This is a genomic window from Chishuiella sp., from assembly GCF_032109125.1.
GTDB lineage: Bacteria > Bacteroidota > Bacteroidia > Flavobacteriales > Weeksellaceae > Empedobacter.
This window is the reverse complement of sequence record NZ_DAMCLZ010000012.1, coordinates 24464-49862: the sequence shown is the minus strand read 5'-3', so window position 1 is coordinate 49862 and position 25399 is coordinate 24464. Positions and strand designations below refer to the sequence as shown.

The window sequence follows — 25399 nt, the reverse complement described above, 5'->3', positions numbered from 1 at the left end:
AAAACTATACTATGAAAATTGGAATAACTTTTAGTGCATTTGATTTATTACATGCTGGTCATGTAAAAATGCTTGAAGACGCCAAAAAAAATTGCGACTATTTAATTGTTGGCCTACAAACTGACCCAACATTAGATAGACCGGAAAAAAATAAACCTACACAAACTGTTGTAGAAAGATACATACAGTTAAAAGGATGTAAATTTGTTGACGAAATTGTTCCATATGCAACAGAACAAGATTTGGAAGATGTTTTACGATCTTTTGATATAGATATTCGCATATTAGGAATCGAATATAAAGATCATAATTTTACTGGTCGAAAATACTGCGAAGAAAAAGGTATTGAACTTTATTACAATTCCAGAGATCATAGATTTTCTAGTTCTGGATTAAGAAAAGTTGTTGCAGAAAAAGAGTTATTAAAAATAGCTAAATAATAAAAAAAGAGATTAAATAGTTTAATCTCTTTTTTTATTATTACAAAACTTTAACTATCAAAAAATTAATATAAAAATATTAATCAAATAGTTTACCTTTGCAAAATGTCAAATATAGTTGCAATTGTAGGAAGACCAAACGTTGGTAAATCTACTTTTTTCAATCGTTTAATACAAAAAAGACAAGCTATCGTAGATGACACTTCTGGTGTTACACGTGATCGTCATTACGGAAAATCTGATTGGAATGGAAGAGAGTTTACTGTTATCGATACCGGAGGGTATGTCGTTGGTTCTGATGATACCTTTGAAGAAGAAATTCGTAAACAAGTTGAGTTAGCTATCGACGAAGCAAATGTTATTTTGTTTATGGTTGATAACCAAATTGGTTTAACGGATATGGATAAGGAAGTTGGCAACCTTTTAAGACGCACTAAAAAGCCTACATTTTTAGTTGTTAATAAGGTCGATACCAACAAAAACATTGAAGATTCTTATGAGTTTTATAACTTAGGATTCGATAAAATGTACACAATCGCTGCCATGAGTGGTAGTGGAACTGGTGAATTACTGGATGATGTTGTTGATTCTTTCACTGAAGAAGATCATATTGATCCATTTGAAGGTTTACCTAAAATTACGATCGTAGGTCGTCCTAATGCTGGAAAATCTACTTTAATTAACGCTCTTTTAGGAGAAGAACGTAACATTGTTACTGATATAGCTGGTACAACAAGAGATTCAATCGAAACTTTATATAATAAGTTTGGACATGAGTTTGTTTTAGTTGATACAGCTGGAATGCGTAAGAAAGGTAAAGTTAGCGAAGATTTAGAATTCTATTCTGTTATGCGCTCTGTAAGAGCTATTGAAGAATGTGATGTCTGTGTATTAATGATTGATGCTGAGAGAGGAATTGAAGCTCAAGATTTAAATATACTTTATCTTGCTGAACGTAACAGAAAAGGGGTTGTTATCTTGATTAATAAATGGGATTTACTAGAAAAAGAAACAAATACTATGAAGGAATACAAAGACCAAATTCTTCGTCGTATTGCTCCATTTACTGATGTTCCTGTTTTATTTATCTCTGCTTTAACAAAACAACGTGTTTTAAAAGCTGTAGATACTTTCATTGAGGTATACGAGAATCGTAGTCGTCGTATTAAAACAAGTAAATTAAACGAAATTTTATTACCGATTATCGAAATCACTCCTCCACCTGCTGTAAAAGGTAAATACATAAAAATTAAGTACGTAACACAATTACCTACAAAAACTCCTCAGTTTGCATTTTTCTGTAACTTACCACAGTACATTAGAGATCCTTATAAACGATTTATAGAAAATCAATTAAGAAAGGAATTTAATTTTGAAGGTGTTCCTATTGAAGTTTATTTTAGAAAGAAATAATCAATAACCAAAAAGTCCATTTACAATATGTAGATGGACTTTTTTATTGAATAACTAACAATAGAATTTAATATTCATTAAAAAATGCTCAGCGTAAGACACTGAGCATTTTGTGACCGAGACAGGATTCAAACCTGTAACCTCTTGAGCCGTAATCAAGTGCGCTATTCAGTTGCGCCACTCGGCCATTTCAAAAAAGAAATATATTTCCTTATTTTCGAATGCAAATATAAAGCTATTTTTATTTATTTTCCTACTGTTTCTACGTATTTTTTCAGAATAAATTATAATACACAAACAATCAACAATTTAAAAACATTTTTATTGAAAAAAACAGAAAATGATTATCTTGTAATCATTAAATTTACTAGGTTTATGATAAAACAAATTCTCTATTTATTTATTTGCATCAGTTTATTGAATAGTTGTAAGAAAGAAAACAATGAAAAAAAAGTCATACGAAACGATGTTTTTCATTTTGCAAAAAATATCTCAATTAATGAAAGTGAAAAAATAATTTCAATTTCTACAAATGGGAACGAATTATCATTTGATAAAAAAGATTTACCCATTAAAAATGTAATGGTAGAAACGTCTTCAGCTGTCACATACCTAGATAAATTAGGTCTTCTTAAATTTATAAAAGGTGTTACAGATGCAAATTTTATATATAATCCTAAAATTCAGCAAGCAATTAATAACAAATCAATTTTAGAAATAGGAAATTCAAATGAATTAAATATAGAACTAATTCTTAAAAATAAGCCTCAACTAATTATAGCAAATTCTAATCCTGTTTTAGCTAAATACCATCAACAGTTAGAACAAAATGGAATAAAAATTTTATATTTAGACGAATACAAAGAACAAAAACCTATTGGTCAGGTTGAATATTTAAAAGTTTTTGGAAAATTATTTAATCAAAATGAAAGAGCTAATATAATTGTAGATTTAATTACGGAAAGATATGACTCTATCAAAAATATCATTCAAATTAATAGAAAAGGAAATGTATCAACACTTGTAAATACAATGTACGGAGATGTTTGGTATTTACCATCGAAAGATTTACTTCAAGCTAAATTAATTAATGATGCAAAAGGCAATTATATTTTTAATGATTATCAAGGTACAAATAGCTTTAGCTTAACATTTGAAGAAGTATATAAAAAAGCAAAAAATGCGGTGTATTGGATAAATGTTTCAAATGTAAACTCATTATCAGAAATGAAAGCTACAAATACTAATTATACTTGGTTTGATGCTTATCAAAAAGGAAATGTTTATGCATACAATAAACGCATAAATGCTAAAGGTTCGAACGATTATTTTGAACAAGGAATTATAAGACCGGATATTGTTTTAAATGATCTTGGGAAAATATTTTATCCAGAATTATTCCCTAATTATACTTTATATTTTTATCAACAATTAAAATAAGAATATAAAAATCATAGAATAATTTGTTATAAGCCTATTAACTGTTAAATTTGTAATCAAATTGATCGGAAATTATGATTGACCAAATCAAAAAATATATTGAGGAAGTAAAAAACTTTCATTCAACTAATGCGTCTGAAATTGAAGAATTCAGAATTAAATTTTTAGGAAAAAAAGGAATTTTAACTGATTTATTTACACAATTCAAATCAGTTCCAAACGAAGAAAAAAAAGAATTTGGTCAAGTTGTAAATGAATTAAAAACATTAGCAACAGAAAAATCTGCAACTCTTAAAAATGATATTTTAAATGAAGGTCATTCAGATTCTTCATTAGATTTAACTAAACCAGGTGAACCTTTTTCTTTAGGATCTCGTCATCCAATTAATATTACTAAAAATCGAATTATAGAAATATTTAATCGAATTGGTTTTAGTGTATCAGAAGGACCAGAAATTGAAGACGATTGGCATAATTTTACAGCATTAAACTTACCTACATATCACCCCGCACGTGATATGCAAGATACTTTTTTCATAGAAAAAGATCCAGATATTGTACTTAGAACTCATACTTCTTCTACACAAATACGACATATGGAAACTCATAAACCTCCTATGCGATTTTTAGCACCAGGAAGAGTTTATCGTAACGAAGCAATATCTTCACGTTCTCATATGATGTTTCATCAAATAGAAGGTCTTTACATTGACGAGGGTGTTTCTTTTGCTGATTTAAAACAAACATTAAGTTATTTTACAACCGAATTATTCGGAAAGTCTGAAATACGTTTACGTCCTTCTTATTTTCCATTCACTGAACCATCAGCAGAAGTTGATGTGTATTGGGGATTAGAAACCGAAACTGATTATCGTATGACAAAAGGAACTGGATGGTTAGAGATTATGGGGTGTGGAATGGTTGATCCTAATGTATTACGTAATGTTGATATAGATCCGGAGAAATACTCTGGTTATGCATTTGGTATGGGTATAGAGCGTATTGCGTTATTATTATATCAAATTGGAGATATCAGATTATATACGGAGAATGATAAACGTTTCTTAGAGCAATTCAAATCAAAATTATTTTAACAATCAATAATATATATAAAAAGAGGTTTACAAATGTAAACCTCTTTTTATATATAAAAGTTTTTTAAATTTTATATTTCAATAATCTCAACAGTAAATAAAAACAATAAAGTAATTAATTCAAATAAGTCTTTACTCTTAAAAAAGCATCTAAAAATATAAATTAAAGATTTTTTTGAACTCAATACCATCTTACCATCAATACCAAAACTATTATTTAAATACCAAAACTATCATCTACGAATCTTTAGTATAGTATTATAACTAATTTTTCTTTGAAAAAAAATTTTGCTATAGAAGATTTACAAATAATAAAACGTAGTGAAAGAATTTATCTTATTCTATAAAATCAATTTTATAATAACAGGTTTTATTATTACAAAGAAAATACTTTTTAATCAACTTTCTTTACCATTTCATCAATTGATATTCTAACTTTTTTAGTCTTTGATAAATAATCCTTTTCTTCATCTCTATACCCTACAGAAAGAATAACAGATGTATGTAAATCCTGTTTATCAAGTTCTAATATATTATCAAAATTTTTTGAATCAAATCCTTCCATAGGTGTTGAATCTAAGCGTTGATTGGCAGCAGCAATGAGAGCTGTACCCAATGCAATGTAAGCTTGCTTATCTGCCCAATTTCTATTTTCTTCATCTGATTTACTTTTAAAATAAGAATCCATCATATCAAATAAACCTTTAAGCGAGTCATTAGAAATATTTCTCTCACTTGCCATCAAATTAATCATGTCTTTTACATGCTCTGTTGTTACTTTATTATAAGCTGCAAAAACAAGTAAGTGAGAGGATGTTGATATTTGTTCATTAAAAGAATTATTTCCAAGCTTCTCTTGTAACTCTTTATTACTAATTGAATAAATTCTATAAGGTTGCAGCCCACAAGATGATGCAGTTAAATTTATTGCTTCTAATATAAAATTTATTTTTTCATCTGAAACAATTTTATTTGTGTAAGATTTTGTTGCATATCTCCAATTAAGATCTTGTATTAAATCCATCATTTATTTATTTTGTTACAGCAAATTTAACTAGTTATTATATCCTTTTGTAACTTTGTGACAAAAAGTAATAGTGACATTTAGGTAACCAGCATGAATGAAGATAATCATATAATAAAAGAATGTGGACAGACAATACTTGCTATTCACGACACGATGGATGTTTTAAATGGAAAATGGAAAGTTTCTATAATAGCGTGTTTATGCTATAAGTCCATGAGATATTCAGAATTATTAAGAGAGGTAAAAGGGATTTCTGGAAAAGTTTTAAGTCGAGAATTAAAAGATTTAGAAATGAACCTTTTAATTGAAAGAAAAGTACTTCAATCTAAACCAATTTCAGTACAATATGAAATTACAGAATATGGAGCTTCTTTAAAAGAATTAACACAAGTTATTGCCAATTGGGGACTAAATCATCGTAAAAAAATTATTAATAAATAAAAAAGCCATCAAAATTCTAATTTTGATGGCTATAGTTTTGAAATTAAACTTTCTATTATCTTAAAGCTCTACCACGATTATCAACTACATCAGCAGCTTGAATCAGTGATTGTAATAATGTCTGTTGAAACTCACCTTGTAATTGACGGTTTAAGTTCTCTAATATCATTGTTCCTTTCTGATTTTTTTCAATTTGCTGAGCAACAGGAATAATATAGAAAATACCTGCATTACCAGCAATTGCTTTAGATGATTGGTTCACTTTTACTCCAAAAGCAGCCCCAACAACTTTAGGTTCTAAACCTACTCCATCTAAATTAGAATTAGAAAAATTAACTGTTGCATTACCTTTTTTAGCTCCATATTTAGATACGAAAGCGTTTAAACCTCCATTTGCAACTTGTTCATCAACCAATTTTGCTACTTTTTCATGCATCAATACTGGTTCTACATACTGGCGAACAACACTTGGATTTGCTAAACCTTTATCAAATTTTTCTACTAAATGAACTACAATATAATCACCTGTAGTAGATGTAAATAAGTTTGTTGCTCCAACTTCTGATTTTTTATCAAATGCCCATTTTAAAATATCTGCATCTTGATCATTAGGAATATCTTGTCCTATAGATGCATAGCGTTCTATTCCTTCTGTTGTATTATTTAAATAACCAGACTTTTTAGCTATATTTTTAAAATCATTCAATGATTTATTCTCAACATTTTGAACATAAGTTCTAGCATTTGTAAATGCTTTTTCTGTTGTTTCTTTAGATGGTTCTATTGTCTTAACAATGTTAGCAACTTGATAAGCAGTCTTATTTTTAGCATCTTCAACTTTTATAATATGGTATCCGAATTGAGATTCTACCATATCAACAGTACCTACTGGTTTTGAAAAAATAAATCCATTATAAGTTTGATCTAATTGATTGTTTTTACCAACCCAACCAATACTTCCATTTTTAACTGCTGAAGACTTATCATCAGATTTTGTTGATGCTAATTCACCAAATGAAGATGGATTTGACTTTACTTGTGCTAATATTTGCTCTGCTAATTTTTTAGCTTCTTCTTTCGTTCTTTTTATAGGATTAGAAGCATTACTTCCTTGGAAAGTAATCAATATATGACTCGATTTTACTGAATCTTTAACTTCTTTAGCTTTAGAAAGCTTATATAACTGATACGTATTTCCAATTTTAAATGGACCTCCTACTTGGCCAATAGCAGCTGTCTTTAAGAAATTTGTTGCTTCAGGACCTAATTGAGCTTGCTCTAATTCAGATTTAGTAAAATAATTAGATATAAATGGTTTTTCTGAATTTTGAGTTACATAAATTGAATCATTTTTCGTTGCTCCAAATGCCTGTATAGTATCAGTAACATTATTAACATCATCATGAATGATTTGTGTAGATAAATATTTTCTAATGTTAGCATCAGCAACAGCTTGATCAGCTGCAGATGCTCCTGCAGGAAAATATGTATAGCTTAATTTCACTAGACCTTCTGCTTTAAATAACTTTGGAAATTTAGCTTCATAGGCTGAAATTTCATCATCTGTAACTTTTACATTTAATTTTTTAGCTAAACTAGCATAATCTACAAAAGCATATTGAATATTTGCATTAGAAATATTAAATGCTTGTTGAATATCAGCTTCTTTATTCGTTACAGCTGTTCCTGCCATTACATAGCTAAAATACTTTTGAGACAATAACTGTAATTTTATTTGTTCTGAAGTTTGTAACCAACCTCTAAACTGTTGTTGAGCTTCAGGATTAGTAGCAGCACTCGCCTCTAATTGAGCTATCTGTTGTTGAGCTTCAGCACCAGAAGACATTCCAAAGTTTTGTGCAACATAATTCCAAAATTCATCATCAGCAACTTTTAAGCCTAATTTTTCAGCGTGTTGTTTTAATACTTTTTGGCTAACTAAGCTATTCCAAGTCTGTTGTGCAATCTGATTTGGAGTAGCAGACTGACCTTGATTTTCGTACATTTTTTGCGTAGCATCATATGCACTTTGATATTCAGCAATACCAATAGGCTCACCATTAACTTTACCTACTACAGACGGATCTCCTGTGAATAATTGTTTTATTCTTGAGTTTTCTCCGAATAAATCTCCTGCAACGAAAGCTAACATTGCAAGTCCGATTACAACAAAGACAAGCCAAGTTTTTTTACGAATTTCTCCTAAAACTGCCATTATTTTTTTTTAATGTTATTTCTATATTTAGGTGGCGAAAATACGACAATACATTGAAAAATAAAATAGAAGATGTAACAAGAATAACCTTTTTTTAATGATTTTTAAAATTTTTGATCCTTATCGTCAACATACATGTAACCTTGATTATTAAATAAAGTATAATTTTCTAAATCATCCGTCCCTTGCAAACCATTACTAGCTTTCAAAGAATCACCTTTATTACTTATTAAATAAACAACTTTTGATGTATAAACTGTTTTTCTTTTTTTATCCCAAAATATTTGTTCGCTTTTCAACGAATCACCTTTTTCATTTACTATTATTACATTTCCTCTCCCCTCATAAATACCCGTAGCATCACTTAATCTAGCCCAATTTGCCTGAAAATAACCTGGTTTTTCTTGTCCCTTTTGGTAAAAATTTAGATGAAGTCCCTTTCTAAAAACCGTATAAGGTGAATCAACCGTTGTGTATTCCTCAATTAACGGAGAATGTACATTAGCGGTTATTCGACCAGAGTCCTTAGTAATTATATTTGCATGAATCAATGTTCGGTTAGGAAATACAACTTTTTTCTTTAACGTATTTGGATTTCCCTTGTTACAAGAAAAAAGAAGAATAAAAATGCATAAAAAACCGAAAAACATATTCGATATTTTAAATACACTTTTATTCATTTTTTTTTTATTTTTTATATTCTCTTGATCCAAAATTAATCAATAACTCTTTTTCTAAACCAAATATCATTAATATCAAAACCTATCTTGATTCCGATATAATTTTCTTTTATCAAGTTATTTTTTGTTTTTCCTCTTTCGTTGTATTCTAATGAAATATTCATCATAGATGCATCATTTTGTTTACCAACAGGTAATCCTAATCCAATTGATGCTCCGTAAGAATCTATATCTGTACCATAAATAGAATATTGTGCAGATTGATAATATATTCCACCTCGATATGTTACACGATCTAAATAACTTTTATAACTATTGAAGTTTGGAACCCAATATCCTCCAAGAGCCAATCTTACATTATTTTTATACTTAGTGCTTAACGAAGTCGTATTATTACTTAAATAAGGTTGTTTAAAATCTGACCAAGTATTATACTTCGCTTCAAATGCAATAGACCAAGTATTATCTTTAGAATAAGATGTAGCTAAAGCAAAAGTTTGAGGCAGCTTTGTTTTTGCATTACTATTTCTAGCAATTGAAATAGTATCTAAAGAAGACTGAGTAGTTCCTACATATGTATATGTAGTAGTTAAATCAGTATAATCTGTTCTAAGATTAGTTCCTACTGTATAAGTTGCTCCAATATTAAGATTATGAACTTTACCTATTTTTTTTGCATACATAGAACCTAAAGTAAATTGAGCACCTCTATAATTAGATTTATTACTATAATCTACTGCTAAACTAGCTCCATCTATAGCTAATACCTCATGACGAGTCAACTCTCCAAATAAATAATTAACACGTAAACCTAAAGAAAAGCCTTTTGCTAAGTTTCTAGAGTAAAAAGCATGAATACTATTAAGACCTCCATTACCTTTTAATTGACTAGTTTGTGAAACATTATTTTTTTCACTTGTATTTTGAATATCATATCCTAAACCAGTGTAAGGCTGAAAACCTAAACCAAAACTACCTTTATTTCCTACAGGAAATGCTAATGATATATTAGAAACATTAAATCGACCAGCGCTTTGTTTATCTGATGTTGATTTAAAATTATAATTTGCTCCACTTGCACTAGCATTAAAATTTGTCATGCGTAAATTTTGATTCGCTGCTGGGTTAGAGAAATTAGCACTTTGACCAAAAGGATTTGTTGGAACTGTTGAGATTCCTCCCATTCCTCCTTGTTCAGTATTATTATCAAACATTTGATCTCCTAATCCGTAGGCCGAATAAGGGGATACTGATACGTTCTGGGCTTTAATTGTTACCACACTTAAAAGCGATAAACTGCAAATAATCCACTTCATTATGAATGTTATAATAGAATTCTAAGACGCAAATATGATGATTTGTTATGAATTGGAAAAATTTGATTACAAAAATGAGCTGTTAATTATCTATTAAAACATAAAAAACACTTTTTTTTAAAGAATTTTCAATTTTATTTCACGGTAAATGAATGAGATAACATTTTACTAAAAAAAATATTTAAAAAAAGGTTTGGAGATATGAATTTTCGTTCTATATTTGCATCACAATTAAGGCGGTGCCTTAGCTCAGTTGGTAGAGCAAAGGACTGAAAATCCTTGTGTCCCTGGTTCGATTCCTGGAGGCACCACTGCTAAAACCTCAAGCAATGCTTGAGGTTTTTTTTATTTATTCTTTTTTATTTTTCGAAATAAAAAAATCCGAAAATTCTTAAATTTTCGGATTATAAAATATTTTTTTTAGATACCTAATTAATTTTCATCTTCTTTAGCAAAATCTGAATCATCAAGTAAATTCTCAATTAATTCATCTTTTACCTTTAATTGTATTTGTTCAACAGAATTTCGATACATTTTTATTATTGTACCAGAATAATGCTCTAAATCTATTAAATCCCCTTCCATAAGCTCCTTATCAGGATAATATTCAGAAATTAATCCAGCTAAAGTATCATAATGTTCACTTTCTTCAAATTTAAAAGGCATAAGCCTATTAATATCACTAATAGCATTATGTGCATTAACATTATAAACCCCTTCTGATATTCTCGAAACAATAGGATCCTCATTATCATATTCATCTTGAATTTCCCCTACTAATTCTTCTAAAATATCTTCCATAGAAACTATCCCTGCAACTTCTCCAACTTCATTTGTAACAATAGCAATTTGCATATGTTTCTTCTGAAATTGCTTCATTACATTTTTAATAAGTGCATTTTCCGAAATAAAAATTGGTTCTCTTAATAACCCTGCTATATCTGTTTGGTTAGGATTTTCTAACAATTGCTTTATTAAATCCTTTGCATAAATAACTCCTTTAATATTATCAAACTCTTCTTCATAAACTGGATAACGAGAATAACCTTCGTTAATCGCAAAATCTAAAGCGTCTTTTACTTTTGTATTAATATTAATCGCAGAAACATTTTTTCGTAGCGTTTGAATATTCATTACTCGTCTATCATCAAATTCAAAAACATTCTGAATTAGATTTCTTTCTGACTCTCCAATAGCTCCACCTTCAGTACTTTCAGTAATAATCATCTTTAACTCTTCTTCTGTATGAATATCACCACCATGAATAGGATGAACTCCAAAAGCACGAAGAATTACAGTTGCCAAACCATTCATCAACATAATAAGAGGCTTAAAAATGAAATAAAAAATACGTAATGGCCAAGCTACTGTAAAAGTAGTTTTTGTAGGGTATTGAATTGCTAGCGATTTAGGTGCTAACTCTCCAAAAACAATATGTAAAATTGTTATAATTACAAATGCTGCAGGAAATGCAACATTATGGGCAATTGTCACCCAAGATGGAGAAGTTAAACCAATAACTTCAAAAAGCTTAACAATTACAGGAGTAAGAGAACTTTCTCCTACCCAACCTAATCCTAAAGAAGCTAATGTAATACCTAACTGTGTAGCTGCAAGATAAGAATCTAAATGCGTTACAATTAATTTTGCTGCATTTGATGTTCTTTCATTAATATCTTGGTTAACCTCAATTTGAGATGATCGGACTTTTACAATTGCAAACTCAGCTGCAACAAAAAAACCATTTAACAATACAAGAAATACTGTAAGCAAAAGTTTTGCTACAGATATCTCGTCGGCGACATTGTGATTAGCAACTAAAAACAATGTCGAAATCTGGGAGTATGTATCCATTCTTTGAATTTAATAACTGGCTTTGTTATAAGTTTTTTTATGACCAGTAAATCATTACATCTAAATTAATAAATAATTTTAAAAATACAATGCTTTGATTTAATGCAAAATTATAAAATTTATCAATATGAAATTTAAGAATTAACTGATTTTCAAAAAAGAATTGAAAATTTTAGTAAATTTCGAAACTATTTCAATCTTAGAAATTAAATGCAAAATTTAGATTATATCATACAAGTTAAGAACCTTTCTATTTCATTTGGTGAAAAAAAAGTTTTAAATTCTATCAATTTTAATGTTATAAAAGGGGAAACTTTAGGAATTGTTGGTGAATCTGGTTCGGGAAAATCTTTAACCTCTTTAGCTATAATGGGTTTATTAAATCCTTTAGCTAAAATACATAAAGAAAGTGAAATCTTATTTCGTCATAACAATAAAATGATTGATTTATTAAAACTATCTAAAACAGAATTAGAGGAAATAAGAGGAAATGAAATTGGAATGATTTTTCAAGAACCTATGACATCTCTAAATCCAAGTATTCGTTGTGGTGAACAAGTTGCTGAAGCTGTTCGTTTGCATTTAAAACTTTCGAAAAAAGATGCCGAAAAAAAAGTCATTTCTCTATTCAAGCAAGTTAAATTACCTAATCCGCAACGTATATATAATGCTTTTCCTCATGAATTATCTGGAGGTCAAAAACAACGTGTTATGATTGCTATGGCTATTTCTTGTGAGCCAAAATTACTAATTGCCGATGAACCTACAACAGCATTAGATGTTACAGTACAAAAGGCTACATTAGATTTACTAAAGGATTTACAAAAATCACACAACATGAGCGTTTTATTTATTTCTCATGATTTAGGTGTGATTGCAAATATTTGCGAAGAAGTTCTTGTTATGTTTAGAGGAAACGTTGTTGAACAAGGAAATGTTGATACAATTTTTAACCATCCTAAAGAAAACTATACCAAAGGACTAATTGCTTGTAGACCTCGTTTAGATGAAAGAACTATACGTTTACCAACTGTAAAAGATTATTTAGAAAATCCTGATTTTAAAACAAAAATTTATACAAGTGAAGCAAGAACTAAATTTCATGAAAAAATTTATTCTTCTGCTCCTATTTTAGAAGTCAAGAATTTAAAAAAATATTTTTATTCATCTGCTTTTTTTGGAGAATCATCAATGCCAAGTGTAAAAGCTGTTGATGATATTTCATTTAAAGTTTATCCAGGAGAAACAATGGGATTGGTTGGTGAATCTGGTTCAGGGAAAACAACTTTAAGCAGAACTGTTTTACTGTTAGAAAAACCCACAGAAGGAGAAATATATTTTAATGGTATAGATATCACAAAATTAAAAAAGGAAGAAATAAGAAAACTAAGACGAGAAATACAAATTATTTTTCAAGACCCTTATTCAAGTTTAAATCCAAGACAAACAGTTGCTCAAATAATCACAGAACCAATGGAGGTTCATAAAATTGGAAATTCAAAAAAAGAGCGATTAAATAAAGCTTCCGACTTATTAGAAAAAGTTGGATTATCTGCTCTTGATCTTAGAAAATATCCACATGAGTTTTCGGGCGGACAAAGACAACGTATAGGAATTGCAAGAGCTTTGGCATTGAACCCTAAATTTATTATTTGTGATGAATCTGTTTCTGCATTAGACGTTTCTGTACAGGCACAAGTTTTAAATCTATTGAATGATTTAAAATCTGAATTTGGATTCACTTACATTTTTATATCGCATGATTTGGCTGTTGTAAAATACATGAGTGATCAATTATTAGTAATGCAACATGGGGAAATGAAAGAATTAGATGATGCTGATGAAGTTTATTTACATCCAAAAACAAGCTATACCAAAGAACTTATTGAAGCTATTCCAAAAATATAAATGATAGAAATATTTTAGCTTTTTAAAATTATATTTATTTCTTTGGGCAATCCCTTTAGGCCGTGCTTTTTCGCTATATCTTTTTAAATTGGTTGTTACATTTTAAAGATTTGTCATTGTATTTCGACTTGTATATTAATCGAATTCAAATACAACCAATTAGATACAACCAATCTAAAAAGGATGTCGCTTCAATCACTATTGCAAATGAAGGATAAATAAATTACATACTAAAAACCATGAGTAGAGATTTTTTAAAATAGATAATACAAACAACTTCAATAAAAAAATGGATTGAATAAATATTCAATCCATTTTTTTATATTTAAAAGTCTATTACTTTCTTATTTTGCAGATGCAAATCTTTCAGCAACTTTATCCCAGTTAATTACACTGAAAAAAGCTTCAATATAATCTGGACGACGGTTTTGGTAGTTTAAGTAATAAGCATGTTCCCAAACATCTAATCCTAAAATAGGAAAACCTTGTACATCAGCAACTGGCATTAATGTAGAATCTTGGTTTGGAGTAGAAGTTACTACAACTTTACCATCTTTTACGATTAACCAAGCCCATCCTGAACCAAAACGAGTTGCAGCAGCTTTAGAAAATTCATCTTTAAAAGCTTCAAAAGATCCATAAGCAGCGTTAATAGCTTCTGCTACTTCTGCTGTAGGTTCTTTACTTCCTCCAGGAGTTAAAATTTCCCAGAATAAGTTGTGATTATAAAAACCACCTCCGTTGTTACGTACAGCTGGTTTATCTGTTCCTTTAGCTAAAATTTCTTCAATTGTAGCATTTTCTAAATCTGTTCCTTCAATTGCAGCATTTAAGTTATTTGTATAAGCAGCATGATGTTTATCATGATGAATTTCCATTGTTTTTGCGTCAATATAAGGTTCTAATGCATCAAATGCATAAGGTAATTTTGATAATTCAAAAGCCATAATATTTATTTTTTTAGATTTATTTATTTTTATAAATATACGGATATTTAAGCAAAAATAATTCCGAAGCTATAGATTTTTTAACAATATTTAATAGTAAAATCTTATTTTAGTAAAATCTAAAAAATTATAGAAATGAAAATAGCTTGGAAAATCATCAAATGGTTCATTATTTTTATCTGTACAATAATCTTAATTCTTTATGCTACAGGAAATAGTTATATTTTTAGAGGAGTTAAGTTAACCTATCTTAAAGGTTTAAAAACTGCAAATATTAATGATTATAAAGATTTTGATAATAATGTTATTTTGGCAGGTGCTCCACGAATATGGCAGAATCATATCAATTATAATGAATTTCCATTGTCAAAAAATTTTGAAAAAGAAATGAATGATTATAAATCTTCTAGCTTTATTATCATAAAAGACAATCAACTATTAAGTGAATATTATTTTAACGGTTATGTACAAAATAGTATTACCAATTCTTTCTCTATGGCAAAAAGTTTCACGACAATGCTTTTAGGAAAAGCTATTGAACAAGGTTACATAAAAAGTTTAGATCAAAAAATTATAGATTTTTTACCTGAATTTAAAGATGATAAATTTGGCGCTGAATGTACTGTTGGTGATTTATCTGCAATGACATCTGGATATGACTGGGATGAAAATTATTATTTCCCTTTAAACCCAACTGCAAAAGCTTATTACGGTGATGATATAGTAAAACAAATGTTAGACAGAAAGTTTGTTTCTAAACCAGGACAACATTTTAAATATCAATCGAGTGACACACAACTACTCGGTATTGTTATACAACGAGCTATAAAAAATAAATCATTATCACAATATTTTCAGGAAGAATTTTGGCAACCAATGGGAATGGAATTAGATGCCCAATGGTCAAAAGATAATCCAAACGGAATGGAAAAAACATATTGTTGTTTTAATGCTTCTGCAAGGGATTATGCAAAACTTGGACAACTCTTACTAAATGGAGGAAGTTGGTATGGAAAACAAATTCTTGATGCTGATTTCGTGAAAAAAATGATTACTCCAAACACTAAAGCATTTGCTACAAACGAGAATAAAACATACGGTTACTCTATTTGGATGGACTATAACTACAAAACGCCTTTTTATGCAATGTTAGGACATTTAGGACAACGAATTATAATTGTTCCAAATGAAAATTTAGTTATTGTAAGAACAGGAGAAACCCATAATGACACACCAAAAAATAATCCTCTAAAAGATGGAGATATTTACCGATTGGTTGATGAAGCAATGCGAATAAATAATAAAGAAAATGATACAACGAATACCCTACAATAAAATTTTATTTTTAGATATAGAAACTGTTCCACAAACAGACGATTGGAATCTATTACCTGATAGAACAAAAACTTTGTGGGAAAAGAAAACTAATTTTCAACGAAATAATAACGAAATTTCTCCTGAAGAATTTTATCATGAACGTGCTGGAATAATGGCAGAGTTTGGTAAAATTATATGTATTTCTGTCGGAATTATTGTAAAGGATTCTTTTATACATATAAAAAGTTTTTACGGACATGACGAACGAAAAATTCTTGAAGGTTTTAATACGCTTTTGATTGAAAACTTTTTTAAACCTGACCATATATTATGTGCGCACAATGGAAAAGAATTTGATTTTCCATACATCGCAAGAAGAATGATTATTAACCAAGTTGAAATTCCTTCCATTTTACAATTGTTTGGTAAAAAACCATGGGAAATACAACATTTAGATACAATGGAGTTGTGGAAATTTGGTGATTATAAGAACTATACATCGCTTGATTTACTGGCTAATGTTTTAGACATTCCTACTCCAAAAGATGATATTGATGGCTCACAGGTTGCTCATGTTTATTACAACGAAAACAACTTAGAAAGAATAAAAGATTATTGCGAAAAAGATGTTATAACATTAATCAATGTATTCAGAAAACTGAGATATGATACTACTTTGCAACGAAAAGAAGATATTTAACTTAAAATGCGACAAGGATTGTAGTGGAAATCCTTTTATAAAAATAACTGAGTTATTTTTATAAAAGATTGAAATGAAAAGCCTGCCCGGTCGCCCAAAACAATAAAAAACAATGAATAAATTAGTAAGAACAGATTCTAATCATCCTGATTTTGAGAAATTAGTTATTGAGCTTGACAAAGATTTAGCTGCAAAAAATGGCGAAAAAAATGATTTTTTTGCTCAGTACAACAAAATTGACCTCATCAAAAATGTTATACTCGCTTATGACAATGATGTTGTTGTTGGTTGTGGTGCAATGAAAGAATATGAAGATGGAACAATGGAAATTAAGAGAATGTTTGTTCCATTGGAATGTAGAGGAAAAGGAATTGCTGGTCAAATTTTAAAAGAATTACAAGTTTGGGCGAAAGAATTAGGTTATCAGAAATGTGTTTTAGAAACTGGAGATAAAATGATTGAGGCAATTGGACTTTATAAAAAAAATAATTTTGTTGTAATTCCGAATTACGGACAATATGCTTCTGAAGAAAGTAGCATTTGTTTTGAAAAATTATTAACAGAATAATTTTATAAAAAAAACTACATTATCTAAAATAATGTAGTTTTTTATTTTTTAAATGGATTGAATTACTTGATCTATTGGTAAACGTTGTTTTGATGTAATATTTGGCTGATTAGTATCTTCTGGATTTCTATATCCTATAGCCACAGCAAATAATGTTTTATAATCTTTTAATTCTAAAATCTCATCAAATTCTTCATTTGAAATTCCTTCCATTGGAGTACTATCTATACCAAGGCTTGCACAAGCAGAAAGAAAATATCCTAAAGAAAGATAGACTTGGTGTTGTAACCAAGATTTTGTAAATGCTTCCCCTTTTGCTTTCACATTCGTGAAATAATAATTAATATTTCCTTCTGGTAAATATTCTTTTATTTGCTTTTCGAATAGTTCTATATTATCTAATGCACTAAAAACAACGACATGACTTGCATCGTTTATTTTTTCTCCATTGAAAGAAGATGCTGCAGCTAATTTTTGTTTCATATCATAATCAGAAACAAAAATAAATTTCCATGGTTGACTGTTAATTGAAGATGGACTAAGTTGAAGAATTTCTTTTAATTCTTCAATTTCTTTATCAGAAATTTTACGATCACTTGCATACTTTTTTGTTGTATACCTTTTTTTTGCTAACTCTAAAAAATTCATACGTTTATTATTTTATTTTTATACTGTAATTTTTATAGTTACAAAACTAATTTAAGTTTAATATATTTGCAATAACGGTCATAAATGATAGTAGCTGATGTATAGTTTAGATGAAAAAACATATCCTTGTAGTACAAGTATAACAATGAAGTATATTGGGGGAAAATGGAAAGCTGTAATTCTAATCCACTTAATAGAGAAAAAACGTTACAGTGAGCTAAGAAAAACGTGTCTTAATATTTCTGAAAGAACACTTAGCCTACAATTAAAAGAGCTGGAAGCGGATGGTTTGGTTAAACGTACTGTTTATACAACAAAACCTCCTCTAAAAGTAGATTATGAATTAACTGAATTTGGAAAAACATTAATCCCGTTATTACATGCTATTGCTAATTGGGGAGATGAAACAATACAAACCAATGACAAAATAACTATTGTAGGAAATTAATTGTAAATTGGTTATCCACTAAATTTTAATGAAAACAATAAAAGAAAAATTAACTTATATTATCTATTGGATTATAATTTTTATTTCCTCTAGTTCTATGATTATCTATGGAATTTTAAAACCATTTCAATTTGAATCTTTCCCTATAAATAATAACTCTGGTTTATCCGAAGGACACAAATTAATGTGGTCTTTCTACTCTTATTCTGCAACTTATCCTATTGTTATTGGAATATGCGAATTGATAGGAGGTTTATTTTTATTGTTTAATAGAACAAGAATTTTTGGTTGTATACTACTTACTATTCTACTTTCTAATATAATTTTACAAGATTATTTATATGAGATAAAAGCATTAAATACAGCTATTTATTACCAATTATTAATTATAATAATACTGATTTTTGATAAAGAAAAAGTAAAAAAAGTATTCAGAGAATTGTTTCGTATTAATCGAAAAAATAAAAATATTCCTTTATTAATAGTAGCCTTAATTATTGCTATTCTATTTAAATTATTCGAAAATAAGTTTTTATAAAATAAAAAAATACTCGTCCAATTTTCGGTTGCTAAATAGTCTCGTTCAGTTGTTCTTTTGTATAAAAAAATAAAACAAATGAACTTTACAGAATTACATCAACAAAATAACCCTTTACTTATAGCAAACGTTTGGGATATACCAAGTACAAAAATTGCAGAGGAATTAGGGTTTAAGGCAATAGGAACATCAAGTGCAGCAATAGCATCTCTTTTTGGTTATAATGATGGAGAAGATATGTCTTTCTCCGAATTAGAATATATGGTAAAACGTATTCGTGCAACTACTCAACTTCCATTATCTGTTGATATCGAATCTGGATATTCTGATGATACAGATACTATAGCCAACAATATTATCAAATTAGTTAATTTAGGAATTGTTGGAATTAATATAGAAGATAGTAAGGTAAATGAAAAAAGAGAACTGATAAATGCAGAAAAATTTGCTCAGCAATTATTAGAAATAAAAACTATACTTAGGGCAGAAAATAAAAATGTTTTTATGAATGTTCGTACAGATACATTTTTGCTTGGAGTTCCTAATGTTATAGATGAAACAAAAAAAAGAATAGATTTATATACTAAAGCAGGAGCTGATGGAATTTTTGTACCTTGTATAGAGAATTTAGAAGATATACAAGAAATTGTAAATTACACAAGATTACCAATTAATGTAATGTGCTTGCCTAATCTCCCTGATTTCGAAATTTTAAAAAATTTAGGTGTAAAGAGAATAAGTATGGGAAATTTTTTATTTGATAAAATGTACCAGAATTTCAAAGAATTAGAAAATGATGTTTTAATAAACAAATCGTTTAAATCTATATTTTAATGTTAATAACAGATAAACATAAAATAAATGAATACTACAAAGCTTTGGTGGATAGAGAACAAAGCTTTGTAGGTATTTTTTTTGTTGGCGTAAAAACAACATCTGTTTTTTGTATTGCAACATGTAGAGCTAGGAAACCTAAGCAAGAAAATGTAGAATTTTTTAGTTCTTTTAAAGATGCTTTAGATAATGGTTACAGACCTTGTAAAATTTGCAAACCGACAGAAAATGCAAATGAAACACCTGAACAAATAGAAACTGCGATTCAGTTAGTAAAAGATAATCCAAAGCAAAAAATAAAGGATTATCAATTACGAGAGATTGGTATAAGCCCTGAAGTTGTAAGAAGATGGTTCAAAAAAAACTATGGTATAACTTATCAAACTTTCCAGAGAATGTATAGAATAAATAGTGCATTTCAGGAATTAAAAAACGGAAAAAACACAACAAATACAGCGTTTGATTCTGGTTATGAATCATTAAGTGGTTTTGGTTATACATTTAAAAAAATTATGGGAAATTCACCTAAAAATAGTGAAGATAAAACAGTAATTTTAATAAGTAGACACACAACTCCAATTGGTCCAATGTTTATTTGTGCGACAGAAAATGGAATTTGTTTAGTTGAATTTGTTGATAGAAAAATGCTAGAAACGGAATTTAAAGATCTACAGAATAAATTGAATGCAGTTATTGTTACTGGAGAAAATGACCATATAAAATTAGCTAAAAAAGAACTAGATGAATATTTTAATGGTACAAGAAAGGAATTTACAGTAAAACTTGTAACTCCAGGAACAGATTTTCAGAATTCTGTTTGGACTATCCTTCAAGATATACCTTATGGAAAAACAGTAAGTTATCAAACACAAGCAGAAAAATTAAATAATGCAAAAGCAATAAGAGCTGTAGCCTCTGCCAATGGGCATAATAGAATTTCAATTATCATTCCTTGCCATAGAGTAATTGGGAAAGATGGAAAGATGACTGGCTATGGTGGAGGAATAGAACGTAAAAAATGGTTATTAGAACATGAAGAAAAAAAATCAGCTCCTTATCAATTAAAGATTTACTAATGGATAACCTCGAAATTAATTATGAAATAAAACAACCTGATGAATCTATTTCAGATTTTGTAGAAAGTTTTTGGTTCATAAAAAATAATTCTTCTAAAGATAAAGAGATTGTTATAATGCCTGATGGAAGAGTTGATTTTACTATTTCTCGCTCTTCTAAAGATAATTTTAGGATTGTACGATCAGGTCTAGAAACCTATCCTCAAACAGTAACTCTACAAGCCAATACAATTATCTTTGCAATTAGTTTTAAGTTACTTTCTATAGAATATATTTTTCATGATTCTATAGCTAATATTATAGATGATGCAACTTATCTTCCAGTAAACTTCTGGAATTTTAAAGAAGAAGATCTAAATGATTTTAATTCTTTTTGTAAAAAATCTATTTCTAAAATTAAAGAACATCTTCCAGAAAAAATCGATAATAGAAAAGAAAAACTATTTAAATTAATTTATGATAACAATGGAGAAATAAGTATAAAAGAACTTTCTGAAGAAGTATCATGGAGTGAGAGGCAAATTAATCGTTACTTTAATCAAAGATTTGGAATTTCTTTGAAAAAATATAATAAAATATTACGTTTTAAAGCTTCATTTGAACATATAAAAAAAGGAAAATTATTTCCTCAACAAAATTTCACAGATCAATCTCATTTTATTAAAGAGGTTAAAAAACTAGCTGGTGTTTCTCCAAAAGAATTGAAAAAAAATGAAAACGACCGATTTATACAATTTTCAGTAATTCCACTAAAGTAATTTTGTTATAAAATAAACAAAATGAAAATACAGGATAAAAAAGTTGCTATCATAGGTGGAGGACCAGGAGGATTAACTCTTGCGCGACTATTACAAGTGAAAGGTTTAAGTGTGAAAGTTTATGAACGTGACTTAAATGAAAATATTCGCCCACAAGGAGCTCCACTAGATTTACATGAAGAATCTGGATTGGCTGCAATAAAACAAGCAGGATTATTAGAGGAATTCAAGAAGAATTATATGCTTGGAGCAGATAGATTAAAAATTATGGGTAAAAACGGTACCATTCATTTTAATGATCATAATAAAAAGCTTGAAGAAAATTTTGAAAATCCATCTTTTAGACCAGAAATTGATAGAGGAGCATTAAGAGAAATATTATTAAACTCTTTAAATAAAAATAAAGTTGTATGGAATAGCCATTTTCTTTCAATGAGTAAACAGGGAAATGGTTGGTCATTAAATTTCGAAAATAAAGATTCTGTTTATGCAGATATTGTTATAGGTGCTGATGGTGCAAATTCAAAAATTCGTTCTTATTTAACACCTACTAAACCTATTTATTCTGGAATAACAATGTTAGAAGGTAATATTTCTAATGCAACTATTAATTCACCTATTGTTAATTCCTTTTTAGAAGGTGGTAAAATTATGGCTTTTGGAAATGGTAAGAATATAATGATAGGTCAGAAAGCAAATAATACAATAGGATTTTACATAAGTCTCAAAATAGAAGAGAATTATTTTTCTTCTCACAAAATCGATTTTAATGACAAAGAACAATTAACCCATTGGTTCAAAAAAGAATATAAGGATTGGAATTTCAAAATTTGGGAAGAGTTATTAATCAATGCAAAGCAACCTATAATTCCTCGTCCAATCTGCTATATGCCGTTAGACCAGAATTGGATAACTCAACCAAATTTAACTATTATAGGTGATGCTGCTCATGTAATACCTCCTTTTGCAGGAGAAGGAGTTAACATGGCGATGTTAGATGCTTTAGAGTTAAGCGAAAATCTTATTTCAGAAAATAGTTTGTTCCAAGAATATGAAATAAAGATGAGAAAAAGATCTTTAAAAATAACACAATTATCATTGGATAATGGAGAAAAAATGCACAATAAAAATGCTTTATCATTTATGTTAGATTTTTTTAATAATAAAACTGTTTAAACTTTTAAAATTATATTTATTTTTTCTTGGGCAATTGCTTCGCACCGTGCTTTCTCGCTATATCTTTTTAGATTGGTCATTGAGCAAAATCGAAATGAATGACCAATCTAAAAAGGATGTCGCTTCAATCACTATTGCAAATGAATGACTAATAATAAATGAATTATAGAGAGATTATTCAAAAAATAGTTTAAACAATTTCGATTAACTACTATTAGAAAAGAATCTTTATTAAGTAATAATGACTAAATTTATTTAGACAAAAATTATCAAAACAATGAAAATTCTTTCTTCAGCACAAATAAGAGAATTAAATCAAAAGACGATAGCAATACAAAATATATCATCATGGGATCTTATGGAAAGAGCTTCTTTAAAAGCTACAGAATATATTTTATCATACGTTGAATCTTCTCATATATCATTTAATATTTTTTGTGGAAAAGGAAATAATGGAGGTGATGGCTTGGCTATTGCAAGATTACTTTCCGGGAAAAAATTTAATGTAAAAGTATTCTTATTAAAAGCTGAAAGTTATTCTATTGATAATCTTCAAAATCAAAAATTATTAAAAGATTTAGGAATTAAAATTTCATTTTTTACCATTCATGATAAAATAGATATTGATAATAAAAGTGTAATTATAGATGCTATTTTTGGTACAGGTTTCAATAAGAAATTAGATGACGATTGGCAAAATATATTCTTACAAATACAAAAATCTAAACCTTATAAAATTATAAGTATAGATTTACCTTCTGGTTTTCTATCCGATTTTGCTATGCAAGAGAATTTTCCATGTATAAAAGCTGATTTAGTTCTTACATTTGAAATCCCAAAACTTGCTTTACTATTTCCATCTTCTCAAAACTACTTAAAGGACTTTACCATTTTAACTATTGATTTGGATAAAGATATTAGAGAAGCCTATTCATCAAATTATTTTTATGCTGATCAATTAATGATCAAAAACATTTTGAAACCGATTTCTAAATTTTCTCACAAAGGTAATTTTGGACATACGTTGATTATTGGGGGAAGTTATGGAAAAATCGGGGCTCCAATTTTAAGTGCTAAAGCAGCATTGAAAACAGGAAGTGGATTAGTTTCTGTGTATGTTCCAAAATGTGGCTATAACATTGTACAATCAACTCTTATTGAAGTTATGTGTATTACTGATAAAGCAGAAAATGATATTACAGAAATTCCTGATTTATCTTTATATAATTCTGTTGCAATCGGGATGGGAATTGGTCAGAATACAGAAACTGAAAATGCAATTTTATATTGTTTTAAAAATATTCCAAATAAAAATTTTGTTATTGATGCTGATGCATTAAACATTTTATCAAAACAGAAAAATCCGTTTGCAATTATTCCCAAGGAATCTATCTTAACTCCACATCCAAAAGAATTAGAAAGATTAATAGGAAAATGGAATAATGATTTTGAAAAAATTGAAAAAGTAAAAGAAATTGCAAAACAATATCAAATAAACATCATTATAAAAGGTGCATATACAGCAAGTGTTCTCTCAACTGGAGAATGTTATTTTAATTCTACAGGTAATTGGGGAATGGCAACTGCAGGATCTGGAGATACTCTTTCTGGAATATTAGCATCACTTTTAGGACAAGGATATTCTTCTCACGAAGCTTGTATTTTAGGCGTTTATTTACATGGTTTAGCTGGAGATTTAGCCATAAAAAACATTCACCCACATTCCTTAATAGCTTCAGATATATCAAACTATTTATCTGAAAGTTATATGTTTTTGGGAAAATAAAAAATCTAGTTAAAAACAAAAGAAGGTTGTCATTAATGACAACCTTCTTTTGTTTATTAAAAAAAATTCTAATAGTGTATTTTTAATTAGCTTAAATTACTAATATATTTAATAAGTTTGACTAAATCTGCTTCTTTGTTGGGTTGTATTTTTTCTTTTTTTATAAATTCTTTTATTAATTGATTATCAAATAAATTAATAAAATCTGTTTTTTTCTGAGGGATACTAATAATTTTTTCTTTTTCTATATTTAAGAAATACTGTGGTTTTAATGGAGTATATTCTTGTATAACTTTTCCTACATCAGTTAAATCTTTCTTATCAATTCTATCACTTAAAACTACGCGTACCTTTTTATATAAATTTATGTTTTTTTCTGAAACTAATAATTCTAAAAAACCATATTCTGTTGTAGAGCCATCAAAGTAATTTTCATAAATATATTTCTTATTACTTTTCTTTAAGAATATTTCCATTTTATTAATTTTATTCAAATCATATAAAACTCCGTTGTCTAGATATTCCATTTGATCAGAATAGTGATTGTATCTCAACATTTTTATATCATTTACTTTAGCGCCAGAAATTGTATAAATGGAGTAGTTATCATCAAGATACGGTGTACCTTTTATTTCTTTTAAATGATTTTTTACTTCAACGCCAAAAAAACCTGTAGTCATCTTAGTTGTATTTTCTTGAGCTTGAGTTTCTAGGTTAGTAAAGAGGACTAAAATTATAATAAAATATTTCATAAAACGTTGATTTTTTATATAGT

24 protein-coding genes and 2 tRNA genes are annotated in these 25399 nt (G+C 28.3%); 17 read left to right on the top strand and 9 right to left on the bottom strand.

The window, feature by feature from the left end; all coding sequences use genetic code 11:
* Nucleotides 1-11: 11 nt before the first annotated feature.
* Together RT575_RS12205 and der are read left to right on the top strand one after the other, a co-directional pair.
* Nucleotides 12-440, top strand: a complete 429-nt coding sequence (locus tag RT575_RS12205) for an adenylyltransferase/cytidyltransferase family protein (RefSeq protein WP_313385053.1) — start codon at nucleotides 12-14, stop codon at nucleotides 438-440.
* Nucleotides 441-545: 105 nt separating this feature from the next.
* The gene (gene der, locus RT575_RS12200; RefSeq protein ID WP_313385051.1) at nucleotides 546-1853 is read left to right on the top strand and encodes a ribosome biogenesis GTPase Der; all 1308 of its coding nucleotides are present in this window, start codon (nucleotides 546-548) and stop codon (nucleotides 1851-1853) included.
* A 113-nt stretch (nucleotides 1854-1966) separates the two neighbouring features.
* Here der and RT575_RS12195 read toward each other — a convergent pair.
* Nucleotides 1967-2040: transfer RNA gene (locus RT575_RS12195), tRNA-Arg, on the bottom strand.
* A gap of 137 nt (nucleotides 2041-2177) precedes the next feature.
* Here RT575_RS12195 and RT575_RS12190 point away from each other — a divergent pair.
* Both RT575_RS12190 and pheS read left to right on the top strand, forming a co-directional pair.
* The gene (locus tag RT575_RS12190; RefSeq protein ID WP_313581203.1) at nucleotides 2178-3293 is read left to right on the top strand and encodes an ABC transporter substrate-binding protein; all 1116 of its coding nucleotides are present in this window, start codon (nucleotides 2178-2180) and stop codon (nucleotides 3291-3293) included.
* 74 nt (nucleotides 3294-3367) lie between these two features.
* Nucleotides 3368-4387, top strand: a complete 1020-nt coding sequence (gene pheS / locus RT575_RS12185) for a phenylalanine--tRNA ligase subunit alpha (protein ID WP_313581201.1) — start codon at nucleotides 3368-3370, stop codon at nucleotides 4385-4387.
* 394 nt (nucleotides 4388-4781) lie between these two features.
* Here the strand turns inward: pheS and RT575_RS12180 are convergent, their stop codons facing one another.
* A complete protein-coding gene (locus tag RT575_RS12180) occupies nucleotides 4782-5414 on the bottom strand; it encodes a nitroreductase family protein (protein ID WP_313385045.1) in 633 nt (210 codons plus the stop codon).
* A gap of 90 nt (nucleotides 5415-5504) precedes the next feature.
* Between RT575_RS12180 and RT575_RS12175 the strand changes: the two genes are divergently transcribed.
* The gene (locus RT575_RS12175; protein WP_313581199.1) at nucleotides 5505-5855 is read left to right on the top strand and encodes a helix-turn-helix domain-containing protein; all 351 of its coding nucleotides are present in this window, start codon (nucleotides 5505-5507) and stop codon (nucleotides 5853-5855) included.
* A 55-nt stretch (nucleotides 5856-5910) separates the two neighbouring features.
* On the opposite strand, the gene RT575_RS12170 is transcribed toward RT575_RS12175, so the two are convergent.
* The 3 genes from RT575_RS12170 to RT575_RS12160 form a co-directional block, all read right to left on the bottom strand.
* Nucleotides 5911-8070: a SurA N-terminal domain-containing protein gene (locus RT575_RS12170; RefSeq protein WP_313581197.1), complete on the bottom strand. Its 2160-nt coding sequence runs from the start codon at nucleotides 8068-8070 to the stop codon at nucleotides 5911-5913.
* 104 nt (nucleotides 8071-8174) lie between these two features.
* Nucleotides 8175-8750 (bottom strand): LPS export ABC transporter periplasmic protein LptC, encoded by a 576-nt coding sequence (gene lptC / locus RT575_RS12165; protein WP_313581195.1) that lies wholly within the window; start codon nucleotides 8748-8750, stop codon nucleotides 8175-8177.
* A gap of 35 nt (nucleotides 8751-8785) precedes the next feature.
* A complete protein-coding gene (locus RT575_RS12160; RefSeq protein ID WP_313385038.1) occupies nucleotides 8786-10066 on the bottom strand; it encodes an outer membrane protein transport protein in 1281 nt (426 codons plus the stop codon).
* 238 nt (nucleotides 10067-10304) lie between these two features.
* Here RT575_RS12160 and RT575_RS12155 point away from each other — a divergent pair.
* Nucleotides 10305-10377, top strand: a tRNA-Phe gene (locus RT575_RS12155).
* Nucleotides 10378-10498: 121 nt separating this feature from the next.
* Here the strand turns inward: RT575_RS12155 and RT575_RS12150 are convergent.
* Entirely contained in the window at nucleotides 10499-11920 is a 1422-nt protein-coding gene (locus RT575_RS12150) for a hemolysin family protein (protein WP_313385037.1), read from the bottom strand.
* 210 nt (nucleotides 11921-12130) lie between these two features.
* Here RT575_RS12150 and RT575_RS12145 point away from each other — a divergent pair, with 210 nt between their 5' ends.
* Nucleotides 12131-13828: an ABC transporter ATP-binding protein gene (locus RT575_RS12145; protein WP_313581193.1), complete on the top strand. Its 1698-nt coding sequence runs from the start codon at nucleotides 12131-12133 to the stop codon at nucleotides 13826-13828.
* 344 nt (nucleotides 13829-14172) lie between these two features.
* On the opposite strand, the gene RT575_RS12140 is transcribed toward RT575_RS12145, so the two are convergent.
* Nucleotides 14173-14775: a superoxide dismutase gene (locus RT575_RS12140; RefSeq protein WP_313581191.1), complete on the bottom strand. Its 603-nt coding sequence runs from the start codon at nucleotides 14773-14775 to the stop codon at nucleotides 14173-14175.
* A 135-nt stretch (nucleotides 14776-14910) separates the two neighbouring features.
* Between RT575_RS12140 and RT575_RS12135 the strand changes: the two genes are divergently transcribed.
* The 3 genes from RT575_RS12135 (at nucleotide 14911) to RT575_RS12125 (ending at nucleotide 17360) form a co-directional block, all read left to right on the top strand.
* On the top strand, nucleotides 14911-16110 hold the full coding sequence (locus tag RT575_RS12135) for a serine hydrolase (RefSeq protein ID WP_313581189.1): 1200 nt from the start codon (nucleotides 14911-14913) through the stop codon (nucleotides 16108-16110).
* Nucleotides 16085-16792 (top strand): 3'-5' exonuclease, encoded by a 708-nt coding sequence (locus tag RT575_RS12130; protein ID WP_313581187.1) that lies wholly within the window; start codon nucleotides 16085-16087, stop codon nucleotides 16790-16792. Before RT575_RS12135 ends, RT575_RS12130 begins: the two co-directional genes overlap by 26 nt.
* A gap of 112 nt (nucleotides 16793-16904) precedes the next feature.
* The gene (locus tag RT575_RS12125; RefSeq protein ID WP_313385030.1) at nucleotides 16905-17360 is read left to right on the top strand and encodes a GNAT family N-acetyltransferase; all 456 of its coding nucleotides are present in this window, start codon (nucleotides 16905-16907) and stop codon (nucleotides 17358-17360) included.
* 48 nt (nucleotides 17361-17408) lie between these two features.
* Here the strand turns inward: RT575_RS12125 and RT575_RS12120 are convergent, their stop codons facing one another.
* Nucleotides 17409-18008 carry a nitroreductase family protein gene (locus RT575_RS12120; RefSeq protein ID WP_313581185.1) on the bottom strand — a complete coding sequence of 200 codons (600 nt, stop codon included), beginning with the start codon at nucleotides 18006-18008 and terminating at the stop codon, nucleotides 17409-17411.
* 97 nt (nucleotides 18009-18105) lie between these two features.
* Here RT575_RS12120 and RT575_RS12115 point away from each other — a divergent pair, with 97 nt between their 5' ends.
* The 7 genes from RT575_RS12115 (at nucleotide 18106) to RT575_RS12085 (ending at nucleotide 24624) form a co-directional block, all read left to right on the top strand.
* On the top strand, nucleotides 18106-18456 hold the full coding sequence (locus RT575_RS12115) for a helix-turn-helix domain-containing protein (RefSeq protein WP_313581184.1): 351 nt from the start codon (nucleotides 18106-18108) through the stop codon (nucleotides 18454-18456).
* A 28-nt stretch (nucleotides 18457-18484) separates the two neighbouring features.
* Nucleotides 18485-18994, top strand: a complete 510-nt coding sequence (locus tag RT575_RS12110) for a hypothetical protein (protein WP_313581182.1) — start codon at nucleotides 18485-18487, stop codon at nucleotides 18992-18994.
* A gap of 78 nt (nucleotides 18995-19072) precedes the next feature.
* Nucleotides 19073-19828 (top strand): isocitrate lyase/phosphoenolpyruvate mutase family protein, encoded by a 756-nt coding sequence (locus RT575_RS12105; RefSeq protein WP_313581180.1) that lies wholly within the window; start codon nucleotides 19073-19075, stop codon nucleotides 19826-19828.
* On the top strand, nucleotides 19828-20904 hold the full coding sequence (locus RT575_RS12100) for a methylated-DNA--[protein]-cysteine S-methyltransferase (protein WP_313581178.1): 1077 nt from the start codon (nucleotides 19828-19830) through the stop codon (nucleotides 20902-20904). The genes RT575_RS12105 and RT575_RS12100 overlap by 1 nt, the downstream gene beginning before the upstream one ends.
* Nucleotides 20904-21662, top strand: a complete 759-nt coding sequence (locus tag RT575_RS12095) for an AraC family transcriptional regulator (RefSeq protein ID WP_313581176.1) — start codon at nucleotides 20904-20906, stop codon at nucleotides 21660-21662. The genes RT575_RS12100 and RT575_RS12095 overlap by 1 nt, the downstream gene beginning before the upstream one ends.
* 21 nt (nucleotides 21663-21683) lie before the next feature.
* Nucleotides 21684-22838, top strand: coding sequence for an NAD(P)/FAD-dependent oxidoreductase (locus RT575_RS12090; protein WP_313581174.1), 1155 nt, complete (start codon nucleotides 21684-21686; stop codon nucleotides 22836-22838).
* A 277-nt stretch (nucleotides 22839-23115) separates the two neighbouring features.
* Nucleotides 23116-24624 (top strand): NAD(P)H-hydrate dehydratase, encoded by a 1509-nt coding sequence (locus RT575_RS12085; RefSeq protein WP_313581172.1) that lies wholly within the window; start codon nucleotides 23116-23118, stop codon nucleotides 24622-24624.
* 86 nt (nucleotides 24625-24710) lie between these two features.
* On the opposite strand, the gene RT575_RS12080 is transcribed toward RT575_RS12085, so the two are convergent.
* Nucleotides 24711-25376, bottom strand: a complete 666-nt coding sequence (locus RT575_RS12080) for a hypothetical protein (RefSeq protein WP_313581170.1) — start codon at nucleotides 25374-25376, stop codon at nucleotides 24711-24713.
* Nucleotides 25377-25399: the final 23 nt, after the last annotated feature.

Coding starts and splice junctions, on each gene's coding strand:
- RT575_RS12115 (WP_313581184.1), top strand. CDS start 18,106: ATGTATAGTTTAGATGAAAAAACATATCCTTGTAGTACAAGTATAACA.
- RT575_RS12085 (WP_313581172.1), top strand. CDS start 23,116: ATGAAAATTCTTTCTTCAGCACAAATAAGAGAATTAAATCAAAAGACG.
- RT575_RS12140 (WP_313581191.1), bottom strand. CDS start 14,775: ATGGCTTTTGAATTATCAAAATTACCTTATGCATTTGATGCATTAGAA.
- lptC (WP_313581195.1), bottom strand. CDS start 8,750: ATGAATAAAAGTGTATTTAAAATATCGAATATGTTTTTCGGTTTTTTA.
- RT575_RS12160 (WP_313385038.1), bottom strand. CDS start 10,066: ATGAAGTGGATTATTTGCAGTTTATCGCTTTTAAGTGTGGTAACAATT.
- RT575_RS12130 (WP_313581187.1), top strand. CDS start 16,085: ATGATACAACGAATACCCTACAATAAAATTTTATTTTTAGATATAGAA.
- RT575_RS12090 (WP_313581174.1), top strand. CDS start 21,684: ATGAAAATACAGGATAAAAAAGTTGCTATCATAGGTGGAGGACCAGGA.
- RT575_RS12175 (WP_313581199.1), top strand. CDS start 5,505: ATGAATGAAGATAATCATATAATAAAAGAATGTGGACAGACAATACTT.
- RT575_RS12110 (WP_313581182.1), top strand. CDS start 18,485: ATGAAAACAATAAAAGAAAAATTAACTTATATTATCTATTGGATTATA.
- RT575_RS12205 (WP_313385053.1), top strand. CDS start 12: ATGAAAATTGGAATAACTTTTAGTGCATTTGATTTATTACATGCTGGT.
- RT575_RS12100 (WP_313581178.1), top strand. CDS start 19,828: ATGTTAATAACAGATAAACATAAAATAAATGAATACTACAAAGCTTTG.
- RT575_RS12080 (WP_313581170.1), bottom strand. CDS start 25,376: ATGAAATATTTTATTATAATTTTAGTCCTCTTTACTAACCTAGAAACT.
- pheS (WP_313581201.1), top strand. CDS start 3,368: ATGATTGACCAAATCAAAAAATATATTGAGGAAGTAAAAAACTTTCAT.
- der (WP_313385051.1), top strand. CDS start 546: ATGTCAAATATAGTTGCAATTGTAGGAAGACCAAACGTTGGTAAATCT.
- RT575_RS12105 (WP_313581180.1), top strand. CDS start 19,073: ATGAACTTTACAGAATTACATCAACAAAATAACCCTTTACTTATAGCA.
- RT575_RS12150 (WP_313385037.1), bottom strand. CDS start 11,920: ATGGATACATACTCCCAGATTTCGACATTGTTTTTAGTTGCTAATCAC.
- RT575_RS12145 (WP_313581193.1), top strand. CDS start 12,131: ATGCAAAATTTAGATTATATCATACAAGTTAAGAACCTTTCTATTTCA.
- RT575_RS12125 (WP_313385030.1), top strand. CDS start 16,905: ATGAATAAATTAGTAAGAACAGATTCTAATCATCCTGATTTTGAGAAA.
- RT575_RS12170 (WP_313581197.1), bottom strand. CDS start 8,070: ATGGCAGTTTTAGGAGAAATTCGTAAAAAAACTTGGCTTGTCTTTGTT.
- RT575_RS12120 (WP_313581185.1), bottom strand. CDS start 18,008: ATGAATTTTTTAGAGTTAGCAAAAAAAAGGTATACAACAAAAAAGTAT.
- RT575_RS12135 (WP_313581189.1), top strand. CDS start 14,911: ATGAAAATAGCTTGGAAAATCATCAAATGGTTCATTATTTTTATCTGT.
- RT575_RS12180 (WP_313385045.1), bottom strand. CDS start 5,414: ATGATGGATTTAATACAAGATCTTAATTGGAGATATGCAACAAAATCT.
- RT575_RS12095 (WP_313581176.1), top strand. CDS start 20,904: ATGGATAACCTCGAAATTAATTATGAAATAAAACAACCTGATGAATCT.